General features: G+C 67.4%; 16 protein-coding genes and 3 pseudogenes. 5 read left to right on the top strand and 14 right to left on the bottom strand.

The window, feature by feature from the left end; translation table 11 throughout:
* Positions 1-50 precede the first annotated feature (50 nt).
* The 3 genes from ACE37J_RS11420 to ACE37J_RS11430 all read right to left on the bottom strand — a co-directional run bounded on the left by ACE37J_RS11420 (position 51) and on the right by ACE37J_RS11430 (position 2,259).
* Positions 51-1,040, bottom strand: coding sequence for a VPLPA-CTERM sorting domain-containing protein (locus ACE37J_RS11420; protein WP_409711379.1), 990 nt, complete (start codon positions 1,038-1,040; stop codon positions 51-53).
* Between the two features lie 156 nt (positions 1,041-1,196).
* Positions 1,197-1,814, bottom strand: coding sequence for a VPLPA-CTERM sorting domain-containing protein (locus ACE37J_RS11425; RefSeq protein WP_409711380.1), 618 nt, complete (start codon positions 1,812-1,814; stop codon positions 1,197-1,199).
* A 136-nt stretch (positions 1,815-1,950) separates the two neighbouring features.
* Positions 1,951-2,259, bottom strand: coding sequence for a hypothetical protein (locus ACE37J_RS11430; RefSeq protein WP_409711381.1), 309 nt, complete (start codon positions 2,257-2,259; stop codon positions 1,951-1,953).
* Positions 2,260-2,359: 100 nt separating this feature from the next.
* Here ACE37J_RS11430 and ACE37J_RS11435 point away from each other — a divergent pair, with 100 nt between their 5' ends.
* A complete protein-coding gene (locus ACE37J_RS11435) occupies positions 2,360-4,183 on the top strand; it encodes a PHA/PHB synthase family protein (RefSeq protein WP_409711382.1) in 1,824 nt (607 codons plus the stop codon).
* A 585-nt stretch (positions 4,184-4,768) separates the two neighbouring features.
* On the opposite strand, the gene ACE37J_RS11440 is transcribed toward ACE37J_RS11435, so the two are convergent.
* Entirely contained in the window at positions 4,769-4,996 is a 228-nt protein-coding gene (locus ACE37J_RS11440; protein WP_409711383.1) for a hypothetical protein, read from the bottom strand.
* Between the two features lie 450 nt (positions 4,997-5,446).
* Between ACE37J_RS11440 and ACE37J_RS11445 the strand changes: the two genes are divergently transcribed.
* Complete coding sequence (locus ACE37J_RS11445) at positions 5,447-6,400, top strand: D-2-hydroxyacid dehydrogenase (RefSeq protein WP_409711384.1); 954 nt, start codon at positions 5,447-5,449, stop codon at positions 6,398-6,400.
* 314 nt (positions 6,401-6,714) lie between these two features.
* Here the strand turns inward: ACE37J_RS11445 and ACE37J_RS11450 are convergent, their stop codons facing one another.
* Positions 6,715-8,391 carry a DEAD/DEAH box helicase gene (locus ACE37J_RS11450; protein WP_409711385.1) on the bottom strand — a complete coding sequence of 559 codons (1,677 nt, stop codon included), beginning with the start codon at positions 8,389-8,391 and terminating at the stop codon, positions 6,715-6,717.
* A 233-nt stretch (positions 8,392-8,624) separates the two neighbouring features.
* Here ACE37J_RS11450 and ACE37J_RS11455 point away from each other — a divergent pair.
* Positions 8,625-8,777, top strand: a pseudogene (locus ACE37J_RS11455) (peptidase M15); the annotation flags it as partial.
* Positions 8,778-9,162: 385 nt separating this feature from the next.
* On the opposite strand, the gene ACE37J_RS11460 reads toward ACE37J_RS11455, so the two are convergent.
* The 3 genes from ACE37J_RS11460 to ACE37J_RS11470 are packed head-to-tail and all read right to left on the bottom strand — an operon-like array spanning position 9,163 to position 10,945.
* Positions 9,163-9,786, bottom strand: coding sequence for a transmembrane anchor protein (locus ACE37J_RS11460; RefSeq protein WP_409711386.1), 624 nt, complete (start codon positions 9,784-9,786; stop codon positions 9,163-9,165).
* A gap of 18 nt (positions 9,787-9,804) precedes the next feature.
* Positions 9,805-10,533, bottom strand: a complete 729-nt coding sequence (locus tag ACE37J_RS11465) for a HupE/UreJ family protein (RefSeq protein ID WP_409711387.1) — start codon at positions 10,531-10,533, stop codon at positions 9,805-9,807.
* A 58-nt stretch (positions 10,534-10,591) separates the two neighbouring features.
* Entirely contained in the window at positions 10,592-10,945 is a 354-nt protein-coding gene (locus ACE37J_RS11470) for a hypothetical protein (RefSeq protein ID WP_409711388.1), read from the bottom strand.
* An 87-nt stretch (positions 10,946-11,032) separates the two neighbouring features.
* Here ACE37J_RS11470 and ACE37J_RS11475 point away from each other — a divergent pair, with 87 nt between their 5' ends.
* Positions 11,033-11,293: a metal-sensing transcriptional repressor gene (locus ACE37J_RS11475; protein ID WP_409711389.1), complete on the top strand. Its 261-nt coding sequence runs from the start codon at positions 11,033-11,035 to the stop codon at positions 11,291-11,293.
* A 10-nt stretch (positions 11,294-11,303) separates the two neighbouring features.
* Positions 11,304-12,623: an MFS transporter gene (locus tag ACE37J_RS11480; protein WP_409711390.1), complete on the top strand. Its 1,320-nt coding sequence runs from the start codon at positions 11,304-11,306 to the stop codon at positions 12,621-12,623.
* A gap of 13 nt (positions 12,624-12,636) precedes the next feature.
* Here the strand turns inward: ACE37J_RS11480 and ACE37J_RS11485 are convergent, their stop codons facing one another.
* The 6 genes and pseudogenes from ACE37J_RS11485 to ACE37J_RS11510 all read right to left on the bottom strand — a co-directional run.
* A complete protein-coding gene (locus ACE37J_RS11485) occupies positions 12,637-13,110 on the bottom strand; it encodes a DUF411 domain-containing protein (RefSeq protein WP_409711391.1) in 474 nt (157 codons plus the stop codon).
* 32 nt (positions 13,111-13,142) lie between these two features.
* Positions 13,143-13,988, bottom strand: a complete 846-nt coding sequence (locus ACE37J_RS11490; protein ID WP_409711392.1) for a permease — start codon at positions 13,986-13,988, stop codon at positions 13,143-13,145.
* Positions 13,989-14,003: 15 nt separating this feature from the next.
* Positions 14,004-14,339 (bottom strand): hypothetical protein, encoded by a 336-nt coding sequence (locus tag ACE37J_RS11495; protein ID WP_409711393.1) that lies wholly within the window; start codon positions 14,337-14,339, stop codon positions 14,004-14,006.
* An 88-nt stretch (positions 14,340-14,427) separates the two neighbouring features.
* A pseudogene (locus ACE37J_RS11500) lies at positions 14,428-14,769 on the bottom strand (SCO family protein); the annotation flags it as partial.
* A gap of 78 nt (positions 14,770-14,847) precedes the next feature.
* Positions 14,848-15,459: a tyrosine-type recombinase/integrase gene (locus tag ACE37J_RS11505; RefSeq protein ID WP_409711394.1), complete on the bottom strand. Its 612-nt coding sequence runs from the start codon at positions 15,457-15,459 to the stop codon at positions 14,848-14,850.
* A pseudogene (locus ACE37J_RS11510) lies at positions 15,449-15,748 on the bottom strand (Arm DNA-binding domain-containing protein); the annotation flags it as partial. The gene ACE37J_RS11505 and the pseudogene ACE37J_RS11510, both read right to left, overlap by 11 nt.
* Positions 15,749-15,798 lie beyond the last annotated feature (50 nt).

The raw sequence follows: 15,798 nt of genomic DNA on the forward strand, positions 1-15,798 counted from the left end.
CCCCGTTCCGGCGGAGAGGCGTGTCTACCGCCGGAGGGCCCGCCCCGCAATCAGGCTTTCGGGCGGCGCCTGAGAAGGCCGAGCGCGCCGAGGCCGCCGAGGAGCAGCCAGGCCGTCGCCGGCAGGGGGATGGCGGAGGGCGCGCCGAAGGTCGCGGCGGCGAAGAGGGCGCCGCCGGGCGCGGCGGTGGAGAGGGTGACGCCGCTCACCCTGCCGAAGAGCGCCGGGTCGAGCGTCACCGTCGTCAGCGTTCCGAGGTCGAGGTCGAGCGCGGTGAGGAGGCGGGAGCCGCCGGGGCCCGAGACGAGGACGGTGGCGGCGGAGGCGAGGGCGAGGGCCTTCTTCTCCAGCTCCTTGCGCTCCTTTTCCTTCAGGATCGCGAGCTTCTCCTTCTCCAGGAGGTCCTTCTCGATCTCCTGCTTCTTCTTTTCCGCCTCGATCCGCTTCTGTTCGGCGAGGTCGGCCTTCTGCTTCGCCAGATCGGCCTTGTCCTTCGCCTCCTTCGCCTTCTTCTCGGCGAGGTCCTTCTCCTTCTCGCCGATGCCGGGGGGCAGGCCGTCCTTCTCGTCCTTCGCCTGCTTTTCCTTCTCCTTGGCGGCCTTTTCCTCGTCCTTCGCGATCTTCTCGTCTTCCTTCGCCTTGAGCGCCTCCTTCTCCTTCAGCGTCTTCTCGGCCTCGGCGGCTTCCTTCGCCTTCTTCGCGGCGAGTTCGTCCTCCTTCGATTTCTTCAGCTCCTCCTTCGCCGTCTTCGTCGCCTCGTCCTCCACGCCGGGGAGGAGGAGGGTGAGCGAGGAGAGGGAGAAGAGGCCGCCATCGGCGCGGCGGAGGCTGACGGGCGCGCCCTCCGCGAGCCCGGCGCAGGCGCCGGCGGGGCAGGCGGCGGGCGTGAAGGGCGAGACGAGAAAGCCGCCGGCGGCGTAGCCGCCCGCGCCGTCCGCCGAGCCCGAGAGGAAGTCTATCGTGGCGGCTTCGGCTGCGGGCGCCGCCGCGAGGAGAGCGGCGGAGAGGAATAGTGGTTGAAGGCTGAACCGGATGGTCATCATGACGTCCCCTGATTGAATCGGGAGCCTCCCGGCCCCCGCGTCTTCAGGGAAAATTTACCAGTCGCCGCCGGATTCGGACAATCGGGATTCGCGGCGGGCGTGCGCGGCCTGTGCAGGCTTGCAAGCCGAACGTGCAGGACTGCACGACCCCGATCAGGCGCGGCGGCGACGGAGGAAGCCGAGCGCGCCGAGGCCGCCGAGGAGGAGCCATGCCGTCGCGGGCAGCGGCACCGCCGGCGCCTGGGCGCCCGAAGCGGCGGCGGAGGCGGCGAAGAAATTGTCGAGCCGCACGTTCCCGCCCCCGCCGGTCGAAAAAGCGATGGAGCGGAGCCCGGTGAAGAGCTTCGGGTCGAGCGAGACGACGTGGTCCTTGTTGTGCTTGAACTCCGAAGTCGAGAACGAGACGCTGACGGCCTGATCGGTGGTGAGCGTCAGGGTGTTGCCGCCCGCCTGCGACGGCGTCTTGTCCCGCGCGCGGATCACCTTCCCCTCGCCGAGCAGCGAGAAGCCGATTTCCGAGAGGTCGAAGAGCGCGCCGTCGGCCCGGCTCATCGTGAACGACTCGTTGTCGTTCAGCGCGGCGCAGGAGCCGGCGAGGCAGTTTCCGTTCACGATGCGGATCTCGCCGAAGAGGAAGCCGCCCTCGGCATAGGCTTCCCCCTTCTTCGGCTTGTCGCCGTCGAAGCCGATCGTCGCGGCGGACGCCGCGCCCGAGAGAAGAACGAATGCGAGCGCAGCGCGCGCCGCAGTCCTGATCGCCGAGAAACCCATGACGCCACCCGTTTGCACCACGACGCCGCGCGCCGTTCCGTTGAGCGGGCAGATGGGCCCCGATCAAGGCGAAACGGCGCCCGATTCGCGCCGGGTCCAAGGTATTTACCTTAACGTAAGGGTAAGCTGCCGGATTTCAGCGAACCGGGCCGGAGACCGCGGCGCGCCGGCGCTCCGCATCGACCAGCGCGGCGGCGAGGTCGCGCTGGACGGCCTCCCCCCGCTCCGGGTCCGGCGCGGCTTCGGTATAGACGCCCTGCGGCGGGGCGGGCGGCGTGTCCGCGAGGCGCGGCCAGTCCGCCGCCGCGGCGCCGGAAGGCGGCAGCCGGTCGAAAATCTCCGGCCCCGTCCCCGTGCAACCCGGGAGCGCTGCGACGAGAGGACCGCTCGCCAGAAGCGCGAAGCTGAGATACGCGCCGCGCGCGCCGTTCTTGAGATGCGCCATCCGGGCCTCGTGTTATGCTCGGAAAAAGACTAACGGGCCACGAGCGACGCCGCCAGAGCGGCGCGGCAAAGGGCGCGAAGCGCCAAAGGGAGAGACGAGCATGAGCCAGAGCCCGGTGAAGACCCCGCCGCATTCGCCCGCCGACCTTCCCGGCGTGGAGGAGAGCGCCGAATTCGCCGCGAACATGGCGGTCGTGATGCAGCGGAGCCAGGAAGTCTGGGCGCGGATGGTCGAGGCCTCCGCCAAGGACGAGAGCCGCCCGCATGCCGACCCGCTGAACGTCACGCCCGTCTTCGTCGGGCTGACCAAGGAAATGCTCAACCATCCGCGGGAGCTCGCGGAGAAATCCCTCGAGCTGTGGATCCAGCAGGCCGAGCTCTGGCGGCGGACGATGATGGGCTGGGTCGGCGGCGAGAAGGCCGAGCCGCTGGTGGAGCCCGACAAGGGCGACAAGCGCTTCGCGGACCGGGAATGGAGCGAGAACCAGGTCTTCAACTACATGAAGCAGGCCTATCTCCTCACCTCCCGCTGGGCGCGGGACGTGGCGCACGAGATCGGCGACATGCCGGAGCGGGACCGGCGGAAGCTCGACTTCTACATGCGCAACATCATGGAGGCGATGAGCCCCTCCAACTTCGCCAGCACCAACCCCGAGGTGCTGCGCGCCACGATCGAGGAGAAGGGCGCCAACCTCGTCCGCGGGGTCGAGGCGCTGGCCAAGGACGTGGCGCGCGGCAAGGGCAAGCTCATCATCAGCCAGACCGACATGAAGGCCTTCAAGGTCGGCGAGAACATGGCGCTGACCGAGGGCGCCGTCGTCTGGCGCAACAACGTCCTCGAACTCATCCAGTATGCGCCGAAGACGGAAACCGTCTGGTCCCGCCCGCTGCTCTTCGTGCCGCCCTGGATCAACAAGTACTACGTGCTCGACCTCAACCCCAAGAAGTCGATGATGCAGTGGCTGGTGGAGCAGGGGCACAACGTCTTCATCATCTCCTGGGTCAATCCCGGCGAGGCGCAGAAGGACGAGACCTGGGACAGCTACATGAACGCCATCATGGAGGCGATCGACAAGGTGCGGGAGGAGACCGGGCAGGAGCAGATCAACATCGGCTCCTACTGCATCGGCGCGACGATGACGGGCACGATGCTCGCCCACATGGCGAAGGTGGGGGATCAGCGCGTCGCCTCCGCCACGATGTTCACCGGGCAGCTCGAATTTTCCTCCGCCGGCGACCTTCAGGTGCTGGTGGACGACAAGACCATCGAGCTCGTCGACGAGAAGATGGAGAAGGGCTGGCTGCCGGCGGACACGATGGCCACCGCCTTCAACATGCTCCGCTCTTCGGACCTCATCTGGTCCTATGTCGTGCAGAACTACATGCTGGGGAAGGACCCGTTCCCGTTCGACCTCCTGTACTGGAACGCGGATTCGACCTCGATGCCGGCCAAGGTCCATCACTTCTATCTGGAGAAGTTCTACAAGGACGACGCGCTGGCGAAGGGCGCGCTTGTGGTGCAGGGCCACAAGGTCGACGTGGGCGACATCCGCATCCCGGTCTATCACCTCGCCAGCCGGGAGGATCACATCGCCCCCGCCGCCTCCGCCTATCGCGCGGCGCGGCTCCTGAAGAATGCGGAGAACCGCTTCGTCGTCGCCGGTTCGGGCCATATCGCCGGGGTGGTGAACCCGCCCGCGCTCGGCAAGTACCAGCACTGGGTGCGCGAGGGCGTGGAGCCGCCGACGCTGGAGGCCTGGCTCGACGGCGCGGAGGAGCGCCCCGGCTCCTGGTGGCCGGACTGGGACCGCTGGCTCTCGGAGCGCTCGGGCGAGCGCGCGCCCGCGCGGGCCCCGGGCGAGCGGCTCGGCGTGATCGAGCCGGCGCCCGGCTCCTTTGTCCGCGTGCGGTTCGACGAGGGGTGAGCGCGCGGCCGGGGCGTGCTCCCGCGCCCCCGGCGGGACCGGGGCGAAGGCGGGCAGGCCCGGCGGCGGGACCGGGGCCCCCCGCCTCCGGATGCGACGCCGCCCCGGCGCAAACCGAAGCGTTCCTTGCGTTTCCGCGATGTCGGGCGATGGGGTGCGAGGGGCGGGTGGTGGAGGGGGCTGGATACCACCCTGGCCGAACTACTGCGAGAATGGGCGAACGATAGCGAAAATTCGAATCCTGCACACTGCGCCACTTGCCCCCGCGAAAGCGTTCTCCCGATCCGGCCGCGGCAGGATTTTTCATTTTTTTCGGTGGTTTATGCGGGGTGGGTTGAGCACTGACCCCGTCTCGGGGAGGCCCGGAAGCGGTTTCTCAGGGCCTATATTCTCTGGACCTCATGACTGCGCCGATTTGGTGAATAGGTTACAAGCCTCGGAAATCAAATGACTTTGCGGAGTTCCCGGCTAAACACTTCGACGCCAGTGGCGTTCGCGAGAAGGAACACAAGGCGAACTTACTCCGCCGACCATGAGAGAAGAGACATCGGCCGGAAGTCCCGATCAAGACGCCGTGGCAGGCTGTCAGTTATGCTGGGCGTGTCTGATGTGAGACATCTTCGAGGAAGGCAAGTAGCAGCGCCTCAAGGCGGCGCAGATCCGCTCGGCGGCGAAACCGCGTGAGGGGAGCGCGCCGACCACCTTCGTCGCCGCGCCGCCTCGGAGCGATCTGGGGAGCGGGAGGCCGTTGAGGTCGGATCGTGCGGCGGCGTTGGATAGGATCACGAGCTGCGTGTCGGAACGCTTGGTCATGGGTTCGTCCTTCGCATCGGGCCGGGCGGGATACCGGGCCTGCTACGAGGTCAAGCCCGCGGCAAAGCGGGCGAAACGGCGGGCGCCGCGGTGGATGAAGGCGCCGCGTCGAGGAGGCGTTCGCTTGGCTCCGGGCGACGATCAAATGGATAAGATCCTGAGAAGAATAAGTCTTGCACCTTGGTGCGACCAAGCCGCCTTGGCGCTGCGCACTGTTCCGACGTGATTGGCCAGCCCCGATTAATCTGGGGATCGGCTGCCCTGACCAACCCCGTCTCGCGTTCTATCGTGGTCCCGGCGCTTTGGCGCATGAACCGCGTCGGCGAGGCGCGCGACGTTGGCCGCTGCTCGCTGTTCCTCAAACGTCTATTCTGAACCTGCTGCATCGGGCAGAGATTGACTTGAACGCCGGCGCGCTGATCCACTGGTCAGGGAAGCATGGAGCAGCTCATGACGCGCATCGTCTTTCTCGACCGCGGAACCATCGGACCTTCGGTGCGCCTGACGGGTCCAGCTGCGCCACACGAACTGGTGCTGTATGAGCGGACCTCGCCCGGCGAAGTGATTGAGCGTCTCGCCGGCGCCGAGATCGCAATCACCAACAAGGTTCCGCTGCGCCGGGAAACGCTGGAGCGGCTGCCCGAACTGAGGTTCATCACGGTCGCGGCGACCGGCTACGACGTGATCGATGTGGAAACCTGCCGGGCTCGCGGCGTCACGGTTTCAAACGTGCGTGGCTACGCCGTGAACACAGTGCCGGAGCATACGATCGCGCTGATGCTCGCGCTCCGCCGCGGCTTGCCTGGATACCGCCAGGACGTGCTCAACGGCGAATGGGCGCGCTCGGGCCAATTCTGTTTCTTCACCCATCCGATCAACGACCTGGCAGGCTCACGTCTCGGAATCATCGGTGAGGGCTCCATCGGCCAAGCGGTGGCGCGGCTGGCGCAGGCCTTCGGCATGGAGACGATGTTCGCAGCGCACAAGGGCGTGGACGGCCTTGGACCGCTCTACACGCCCTTCGACGAGGTGCTGGAGCGCGCTGACGTGATCACGCTGCACGCGCCGTTGACGCCGCGGACAAGAGACACGCTGGCGATGCCTGAGTTCCGCCGCATGAAACGGCGCCCGATCATCATCAACACTGCGCGCGGCGGGCTGGTGAACGAGGCTGACGCCGTCGCCGCACTGGAGACCGGGCTGATCTCTGGCCTTGGCTTCGACGTTCTCACCACGGAGCCGCCGGCGGCTGACAACCCCATCCAGAGGGTTGCTTCGCGGCCCGACGTCATCCTTACCCCGCATGTCGCCTGGGCCAGCGCCGAAGCCCAGGAGGCCGTCTGGAAGCAGGTCGTCGATAGCATCGACGCCTACCTCGCGGGCGAGCCCGTTCGGGTTCTGTAGACGATCGAGCGCGGATCGGCGACTTGGAGCGCCCGCTCCGTCATCGAATTTCGCCTGTGGCGGATTGATGGATCATCGCCCCAGATTGGGGATTGCGCCGCGTTGAGACCTAGAACTGGTCACTGTTGACCGCGAATTTTCAGGCACACACCCGAAACGAGAGGGGTGCCCGGATGCTGAAGAAACGGTCCCCGAACGACGCGGGCAGCCCGGAGGCCCCCACTTCCGGAAGGATGGGGTACATGGAGACGAGGAAACCTGCGCAGCCGTATTCTTCGGCTAGGGGCCAGGCGGCAGCCGCCACCGAGCCGACGTCAGTGCCGAGATTCCTTCGACCTTTCGCGCCGCGGCTTGCCGTTGCGCTTCACGGCGTCGCCCCGGCGGGGGGCGCCCTGCTGTCGCCTGTCAAGAGGCGGCTCCCCATCGAGCCGACGCATCGCTACGCCGTCTTCGAATTCCCCGCCGGCGCCGAAGGCCTCGGCGGCGGCCTTTGCGATCTGGACGAATGTTTCCTCCTGCTGCACGCGAATCGCGCCAATCGCGTCTCGCGTGATTTCACCCGCCTCGCAGAGTCGGGGCAGCAGCCAGCGGGCTTCGGCGCGGTCCTTGTGGCCCACTGATACGGTGTACCAGACGGCGTCTCCGAACGCTCCGAGGTCGCGCGCAGGGCGGGTGGCGGACGGCGGGGCCTCGTCGATCTCCTCCGGCGCCGCCCGGCCGTCCCGCCAGAGACGCACGAAGGCTGCGGCCACCTGCTCGGGGCCGAAGCGCTCCAGCAGCGCCGCCGCCGCCGGCGCGGCGTCGTCATCAATGGCGGCCAGCGCGGGATGCTCCATGATCCGGGCGTCGTCCCGCGCCTGCACAGCCTCGGCGGAGGGAGCCGCGCCCCATTGAGCCTCGACGCGCGCGCCCTGGAGCAGACGTTCCGCCTTGCGGCGCTCGGCGGGCGTGACCAGCAGCGCCGAAATCCCCTTGGCGCCGGCCCGCCCCGTGCGGCCCGACCGGTGCAGCAACGTCTCCGAATTCGTCGGCAGGTCGGCGTGGATCACGAGGTCGAGCCCCGGCAGGTCGATGCCGCGCGCCGCTACGTCTGTGGCGATGCAGACCCGCGCGCGCCCGTCGCGCAGGGCCTGCAGCGCGTGGGTTCGCTCCTGCTGGCTCAGCTCGCCCGAGAGCGCCACAACCTGAAAGCTGCGGTTGCCCATGCGGGCGAGCAGATGGTTCACGTTCGCCCGCGTCTTGCAGAACACGATTGCCGCCCGCGCCTCATGATAGCGCAGGAGGTTGAAGATCGCCGGCTCACGGTCTCGGGGCGCGACGGTCACGGCATGATATTCGATGTCGGCGTGCTGGCTCGCCTCGCCCGCGGTCTGAATGCGCAATGCGTCGCGCTGGAAGGCCCGGGCCAGCTCCGCGATGGCCTTGGGCACGGTGGCGGAGAACATCAGGGTTCGCCGCTCTTCGGGGGCCGCGCCGAGGATGAACTCCAGATCCTCGCGGAATCCAAGGTCCAGCATTTCGTCCGCCTCGTCGAGCACACAGGCGCGGAGGCCGGAGAGATCGAGGGAGCGGCGCTCGATATGGTCGCGCAGCCGGCCGGGGGTGCCGACCACGACATGCGCTCCGCGCTCCAGCGCCCGGCGCTCTGTGCGAAAGTCCATGCCGCCCACGCAGGTGGCGATCCTTGTATCGGTCTGGCCGTAGAGCCAGCCGAGCTCCCGCGCAACCTGCAAGGCGAGTTCCCGGGTCGGCGCGATCACCAGCGCCCGCGGAGCGTCGACCGGGCCCATCGTTTCGGCTCCTGCAAGCAGCTCAGCGGCGATCGCCAGCCCGAAGGCGACCGTTTTGCCCGAGCCGGTCTGCGCCGAAACCAGCGCGTCGCGCCCGGCGGTCGCGCCCTCCAGCACCGCCTGCTGCACCGGCGTCAGGCTGTCATAGCCCTTCGCCGCCAGCGCCGCGGCCAGAGGCGCAGGGATCTCGATGGTCGCCATCGGCATATCACTCGCTCGGAAGACGAAGGCGGCGCGCGAAACACAACCGGCGTATGCGCCCTTCCTTCGAACGCCCTGACGGCTAGGCCTTGTGGAGCGCAGAGTCAAAACCTTGCGCCACCCTCATCAGAGCGCAGGACCTCAAGCCAGTCGCCGGAAGTGTCGGCAGCCTCGCGGACAAGTTGCTGATCTGAGCAAGGATGTGACGCCGGCCACTAAACCCGGGGGTGATCGAGCGGTTCCCGGTTCGGGCGACCGCATTTGCAGGCGAGACATCGCCCGCCCGCGAAGTGCTGGCCGAGAGACGCACCATGAAGGGCGGCGGTGCGGCGGGCGTCGCGACGCTGGGCGCAGCCGGGGTCAAGGTGGCGCAGAGCGTCCTCGCGGTGATCCTGTTCCTGCTTTCGCTTCGGCACTCCGGCGAACGTACGGGCCGCCTCGCCGAACGCCTTGAAACCACGGAGAAGGCCCATGATGTCCAACGTCGGATGCCGGAAGCGGCGACTCGCCGTCCTTGCGATCGCAACGAGCGTGCTGAGCGGCTGCGCGACGGTCGGTTCGGACGGCAGCGGGACAGGGGCGTGTCCGCCCGCGGTGGAGTACGGCCGACAGTTCCGGCTGTGAGCCGCAGAGGAAGTGGCACTTCCGCCGGAGCGTTCGGCGGTCGTCGAGATGCTGAGCGACTACGCGGTGACGCGGGATCAAGCACGAGCTTGCGACTGACCCTTCCGAAAATCTGCGCCTGCGGCGATCCGCAGGCGCAGTCAGGTCTCAGTAGGTCTCAATGACGTCGCTGTATTCGCCACGCAACCGGATCGTCATCGTGATCGGCGTGCTGTCCCGGTTGCGCCAGAACCAGCCATGGTCGCCGGCGAAGGGCGCTTCGATGCTGCCTTCGCCCGAAGTCTTTCCGGCGCCGCGTTCATAATCGACCGATTTACCGCCGCTATGGGCGTGCAGGTCGAAGTTGACCCGCCCTCCGGTCGCGGTCCATGCGTAGTCGACCACATTTCCGGCTTCCATCGTCATCTTGATCTCGGCGGTGGCCCCGGGCTCGAGGGTGAACGTCACCTCGTCCCGCCAGGCTTCCTGCGCGTGGGCCGTGCCGACGAACAGACCGAAGACGGCGTCGAGAACGCTTGAGGACTGATCCCGGGCGCGCTGCTCGTCCAGCAGGCGATCCGCCTCGGCTTCCTCGGCAAGCTGGACCTTGATCTCGCCCATTTCCGTCAGCCCGAGCACCCGGCCGACGCCGGTGGGGTCGATGGCATGTTCCGCCGGCAGGTAGACGGTGACCAGGATCACGACGGCGCCGACGCCCGCGATGATGCTGGAGCGGAACAGTTGCGCCTTGGTCGGCAGATCTTCGATGTTGGGTTTGGGTGCGTTGTTCATGTCAGTGTCCAGTCTTGACTAGGTTGAAGCGATGAAACCGGCGATCTGATAGCCGGTCAGCCAGATGCCGAGGCCCATCATCACCAGGTTCGCGACGGTGGCCTGCCGCATGAAGTCGGGGTGGCGGCGCCAGTAGCCCATGACGATCAGGATCACGGCGAGAGCGAGCAGCTGGCCCACTTCGACGCCGACGTTGAAGGCCAGCAGGTTGGCCAGAAGGCCGTCCTGCGGGATGTCATACTCGAGGATCTTGGTGGCGAGGCCCGTGCCGTGGAACAGCCCGAAGATCAGTGTGGCCGCCTTGGTATTGGGCTGGAAGCCGAACCACTTCTGATAGTAGCCGAGGTTGTCGAGCGCCTTGTAGACCACCGACAGGCCGATGATCGCGTCGATGATGTAGGCATTGATGCCCCAGCCATACCAGACGCCCAGAAGCATCGTGATCGAATGGCCGATGGCGAAGAGGCTGACATAGATGCCGACGTCCTTCATCTTGTAGAGGAAGAACACGACGCCGAGCAGGAACAGGATGTGGTCGTAGCCCGTCACCATGTGCTTGGCGCCGAGATAGATGAAGGGGATGATCTTCACCCCCCAGATTTCCTGGATATAGCCCGCGTCGCCTGCGGTGACGTTGTGGGCCAGGGCCTGGCTGACGGTCAGCGTGAAAGCCGCCAGCAGTAGAAGGGTCAGCGTGCCCGTCTGGCATGGCGCGAGGGCTCGCAGGACCCGTGAAGTCAGAGTCATGGATGGATCTCCGGTGTGTGATGGACTGATCGGTCAGGCCGCGGGAGCGCGGCGCCGCTCAGGCCCGCGGAGGTCGCTCGATCCGCAGATTGCGTGATGGCCCGGCTCGCGAGGGCGGAAGGCGCCGGACGTCCCCATACCCGAAAACCGTGTTGCGTCCGTCAGCGAGCGCTTGCATCGCTTCACTGTGGTCGTGGTCGGCGGAATCGTGGCTGTGCCCGTGAAGCACGCGGAACAGCTCTTCCTCTTCCCCGTGGGAATGACCGTGCTCGGCGATCGTCGTCGCATGTTCCTGCAAGGTCTCGAAGACCGCCGAGGCATGGCTCACGGCCGGAACGACCGACCAGACCGCAAGCGACAGGCAGAGAAGCGCCGCAAACGCACTCCGTCCGAGTCTCTGCAACTGCTTCACCGGTTTGGCCTGTCCGCTCGTTCTCAGTTCGCGTCACGCTGATCGCGCCATCTTGCTCTATCCTCCGGGGGAGGATAGCGTCCTTCTATGACGAAGCCCCTTGTGCATGCAACCCATCCCGCCCTCATCGCACGGTTGAAGCGCGCCGATGGGCATCTTCGCGCCGTGATCGAGATGATCGAGGCGGGCAAGCCGTGCCTCGAGATCGCGCAGCAGCTTCAGGCGGTCGAGAAGGCGGTGGCGAACGCCAAGCGCGCGCTGATCCACGATCACCTGGACCATTGCCTCGATGCCGATCACTCGCCCGCGGACCGCGATGAACTGAAAGCCATCTCCCGATACCTCTGAGGTCGCCCCAGTGCTGGACGTGCTTGCCGACCGTACCTATCGCCACCTGTTCGCCGCGCAGGTCGTGGCGCTTCTGGGCACGGGGCTTGCCACGGTCGCGCTGGGGCTTCTGGCCTATGACCTGTCGGGCGACAACGCGGCGATGGTGCTGGGCACGGTCTTCACCATCAAGATGGTGGCCTATGTCGGCATCGCCCCCATTGCGGGGGCCTTTGCCGACCGGGCGCCGCGCCGGGCGCTTCTGGTGACGCTCGATCTGGTCCGGGCGGGGGTGGCGCTGTGCCTGCCCTTCGTGACCGAAGTCTGGCAGGTCTATGTTCTGATCTTCCTGCTGCAATCGGCCTCGGCGGCGTTCACGCCGACCTTCCAGGCGACGATCCCCGACGTGCTGCCCGACGAGGCGCGCTACACAAGGGCGCTGTCGCTGTCGCGACTGGCCTACGATCTGGAGAACATCGTCAGCCCGATGCTGGCCGGGCTTCTGCTCGCTGTTGTGAGCTACAATTCGCTGTTCCTTGGAACGGTGGTGGGGTTTGCCGCCTCGGCGGCTCTGGTCGTTTCGGTCCTGCTGCCCAGCCCGAAGGCGTCCGAGCCGCGTGGCATCTACGACCGCACGACCCGCGGCATCCGCATCTACCTCGCCACGCCGCGGCTGCGCGGGTTGCTGGCGCTGAACATGGCCGCCGCATCGGCGGGCGCGATGGTGCTGGTCAATTCGGTGGTGCTGGTGCGCAGCACGCTGGGGCTGGATGCCGCGGCGCTGGCCTGGACGATGTTCGCCTTTGGCGCGGGCTCGATGCTCGCGGCGCTGGCGCTGCCACGGCTTCTGGATCGCGTTCCGGACCGCCCCGTGATGGTCGGGGGCGCCTTGCTGATGGTTCTGACGCTTCTGGCGCTGGCCGGAGAGGTCGCGGCCCTCGGACTCGAGTGGTCCTACCTGCTCGGCGCATGGCTGCTGGTGGGTCTGGGCTATTCCGCCGTCCTCACGCCCTCGGGGCGCCTCCTGCGCCGGTCGGCGCACGCCGCGGATCGCCCCGCGCTCTTCGCCGCGCAATTCGCGCTCAGCCACGCCTGCTGGCTGGTGACCTATCCGCTCTCGGGCTGGCTGATGACGCGGTTCGGGCCAGTCGCAGCGTTGGTGCTGCTGGCGGCACTGGCAGGCATCGGCGCGCTGACCGCCTTGCGCCTCTGGCCATCGGGCGATCCCAACACCTTCGAGCACACGCACGGGAACTTGCCGCTGGATCACCCGCACCTGCACGGCGCCCGGCGCCATGCGCATCCCTTCGTCGTGGACGAAGAGCATCCGCGTTGGGCGTCACAGCTCTGAGCGGCTACTCAGGTCAGGCAGCCGCCTCGTAGCTTGTGAACACCTCGGCGCCGCCGTCATGCCGGATCAGGAACACGTCGTAGGCTTCGCGCCGGTCCTCGGGTCCCATCCCGGGCGAGCCGTAGGGCATGCCCGGCACGGCGAGGCCGACCGCATCGGGACGCTCGGACAGCAGCCTGCGGATGTCGGCGGGCGGGACGTGACCTTCGATGAAATAGCCGTCGATCTCGCCCGTGTGACAGGAGATCATCGCCTCTGGGATCCCGTTGTCGAGCTTGTGGCGGACAAGCAGTCCGGCAGCGAGGTTTTCAAAAGCGACAACAAATCCATCGCCTTCAAGGACGCGGCCCCAAGCTGTACAGCAAGCGCAGGTCGAAGTCTTGCGGATATGGATGGTCGGCGCGCCTTGGGCGGCGCTCAGACGCGGTGCGAGGGCGGCGAAGCTTGCAGCGCCCACAAGCAGGGTGCGGCGGGTCAGTACTGGCATGATCTATCCTCCGGTCTCGATTTCATGCGTTGTCATCCCGCGGCGTTCAAGGCCCAGCCGATCACAAGAACCTGAGGGACGGTCAGGAGCGGAAGCAGGAGCGCAGCCCTGAGGCGCCCCGTGACCTCCCTCAGAACAAGGATCTCGGTGTAGTCGGTCGCCACGCCCGCCATCAGGAAGGTAAAGGCGTTGCCCGGCGCCGCGGCGCGCGTCATCAGGTCGGCGGCGATCGGCACCGATCCTTCCGAGCAGACCTCGATGATCGTGGCGGCGACAAGCGTGGTGAAGAGGCCGAGCAGCGTCGCGCCGAACCATGTCGCGAAGATCTCGGTCGGCACCGTCGTCTGGATCAGTGCGGCCAGAACCACGCCGAAGAACAGCCAGCGCAGGACCATGCGGCTCGCGGTGACGGACCGGCGCGCGATGTCCCGCGCGAAGGCGGCATCGTAGCGGGTGGCGCGCAAGCCGGCCTTCGCTTCCCGCCAGAGGTGGAAGTCCGCCGGCAGGTCCACGCGGTTCGGGTTCGGCTTGACGCGACCGGCGCGTTCCAGGGCCTCGACGACGAGGCCGGTGGCGAAGGCGATGACCAGCGATGCGACCAGAAAGACCGCCATCCATTGCCACCCCATCAGCACGCCGATGATGATCGTCAGCGACAGCGAGTTCCACGGCGAGGCGATCAGGAAGGCGAAGACCTGCCCAAGGCTCGCGCCGCGTTCGTAGAGCTTGGCCCCGACCATCAGCACACCGTGATTGCACAGGTCGAGCAAAACGCCCGCCAGCACCGCGCGCACGAGGCTTGCCGCGCCCTGGTCGCGGCCGATGACGCCGATGACGAATTGCCGGGGCACCCGGTCGATAAGGCCGACGGCGAGCATGCCGACCAGAATGCCTTACCACATCAGGTTCATCATCTCCTGCACGCCGTGAGTGAAGACGCCGAGACCGAGGGGCGCATCGTGCGGAAGGACGAAACCCGCGAGGTAGGAGACCACGATGATCGCCCCCGAGCCCCAGAGCATCCAGTCCACCCGGCGCCATGTGGGTGCATCCACGCCCGCGGACGGACCGCAGCAGGAAGCCGCCGACGTGTCGTCGCTTCCGCCACAGCAGGATGCCGCGGCGGCAGAGGCCAGCCGCAGCGGCGGATCGCCCGGAAGGACGAAGCCGCCCGTGCCGCAGGTGGAGGCTGCGGCGCGGGCTTTCGCGGGCTGGCTGATCTGGTTCATGGCACGGTCTCCGTCATCTGATCGTAACGTACGACCTCCAGCAACTGTAGGTTCAAGAGGGTTTCGGAAATTTCCTGCACGACGTTTCTCACCCCGTCCCGGGCGCGCTGCGCCCCATCGCGCGGCGGATCTTCGGCAGCGCGAACTCGCGCGGTTCGTGATAGTCGATGATGCTGACCAGCGCGTCTGCCGCATCAAAGAGGAAGACGCCGGCGGTGTGGTTCATCGTGTAGTCGCCGCTCTGGAGCGCGACTTTCTCGTAGCGCACCTGGAATCCTTCCGCCGCTTGCGCGATCTGCGCAGGAGTGCCCGTCCAGCCGCGGATCCGAGGATGGAAATAGCCGACATGTTTGGCCATCGCCTCGGCGGTGTCCCGTTCCGGATCGACCGTGATGAGCACGGTGTTGAGCATCTCCGCCTCCGCGCCGAGAGAGGTGGCTCGGGACGGCGGACTTCTGCGTCGAAGCCCTGGAGGAGGCGCTCGCCCGGCACGGCAAGCCGGAGATCTTCAATACCGACAGTCAGAAGATGGTTGCCAGTTTCCGGGCGTCCTGCCCCTCACAGCGATGGACCATGGCAGGCTGGCGCCGCAGGGGGTCTCGTCCCATGTCGCGCCGCGGACCTCGCCGGAGCGGGCGGCGGTGAGGATCGCGAAGCGGAGCGCGGCGGCGCCCATGCCCTCTACGGCGAGGAGGCGCGGCCAGAGCACGGGGAGCTCGTCATAGGGAAGCGCCGCGAAGTGCTTCACCTTGTCCCGCTGCTTGGCGAGGCCCGCTCCGGGCTTCACGCGGTCCACCGGGTTCTCGCCGCTCCGATGGCCGGCTGCCCGCGCCCATTCGAGCACCTGCGCAATGCGCCGGCGGATGCGCCGCGCCGTCTCCGGCGTCTCGTGCCAGATTGGGGAGAGCACCTTGAGCACGTCCGCCTCGTCGATCAGGTTGACCGGCGTCTTGCCCATGGTCGGGAAGGCGGCGCGCTCCAGTGAGCGGAGCCATTCGCCGACATGCCGCCCCGGCTTGGCGACGGGCTCGACCTCCTCGCGGAAAACGGTCTTCGCCGGCTCCTCGAACGTCGGCGCGAAGACGCCGCGCCTCGGCGCGCGCGTCGGCGAGCGAGACATAGGCCGCGCCGCCGAGCCCCAGGTCGATCCGCCGGTTTCCGGCGACGATCCGGAGCAGCCAGCGCCGCGCGCCGGTGGACTCGACGACAAGATGAAGGCCGTTTCCGTCCGCATGTCGGCCCGGTTTCGCGTTCGCGACGGCTTTCGTCGTGAGGCGGTCAACCGGGTGGCGGCCCTTGGACTTGCCGCGTTCTTGTGGGGCAGGCGCGTCGTTCCTCGGAGGCCCTTCCGAAAAACCGTAACCGGCCGCTCGGCGCCCGTCGTCAGGCGGCCTTCGCCTTGGCGTCACGACTGGCCTTCCACATCCATGGGAGAAGCTCCTCGATCCGTCGTGGATCA

The sequence above is a fragment of the Pikeienuella sp. genome, assembly GCF_046290545.1.
Taxonomy (GTDB): Bacteria; Pseudomonadota; Alphaproteobacteria; order Rhodobacterales; family Rhodobacteraceae; genus Pikeienuella.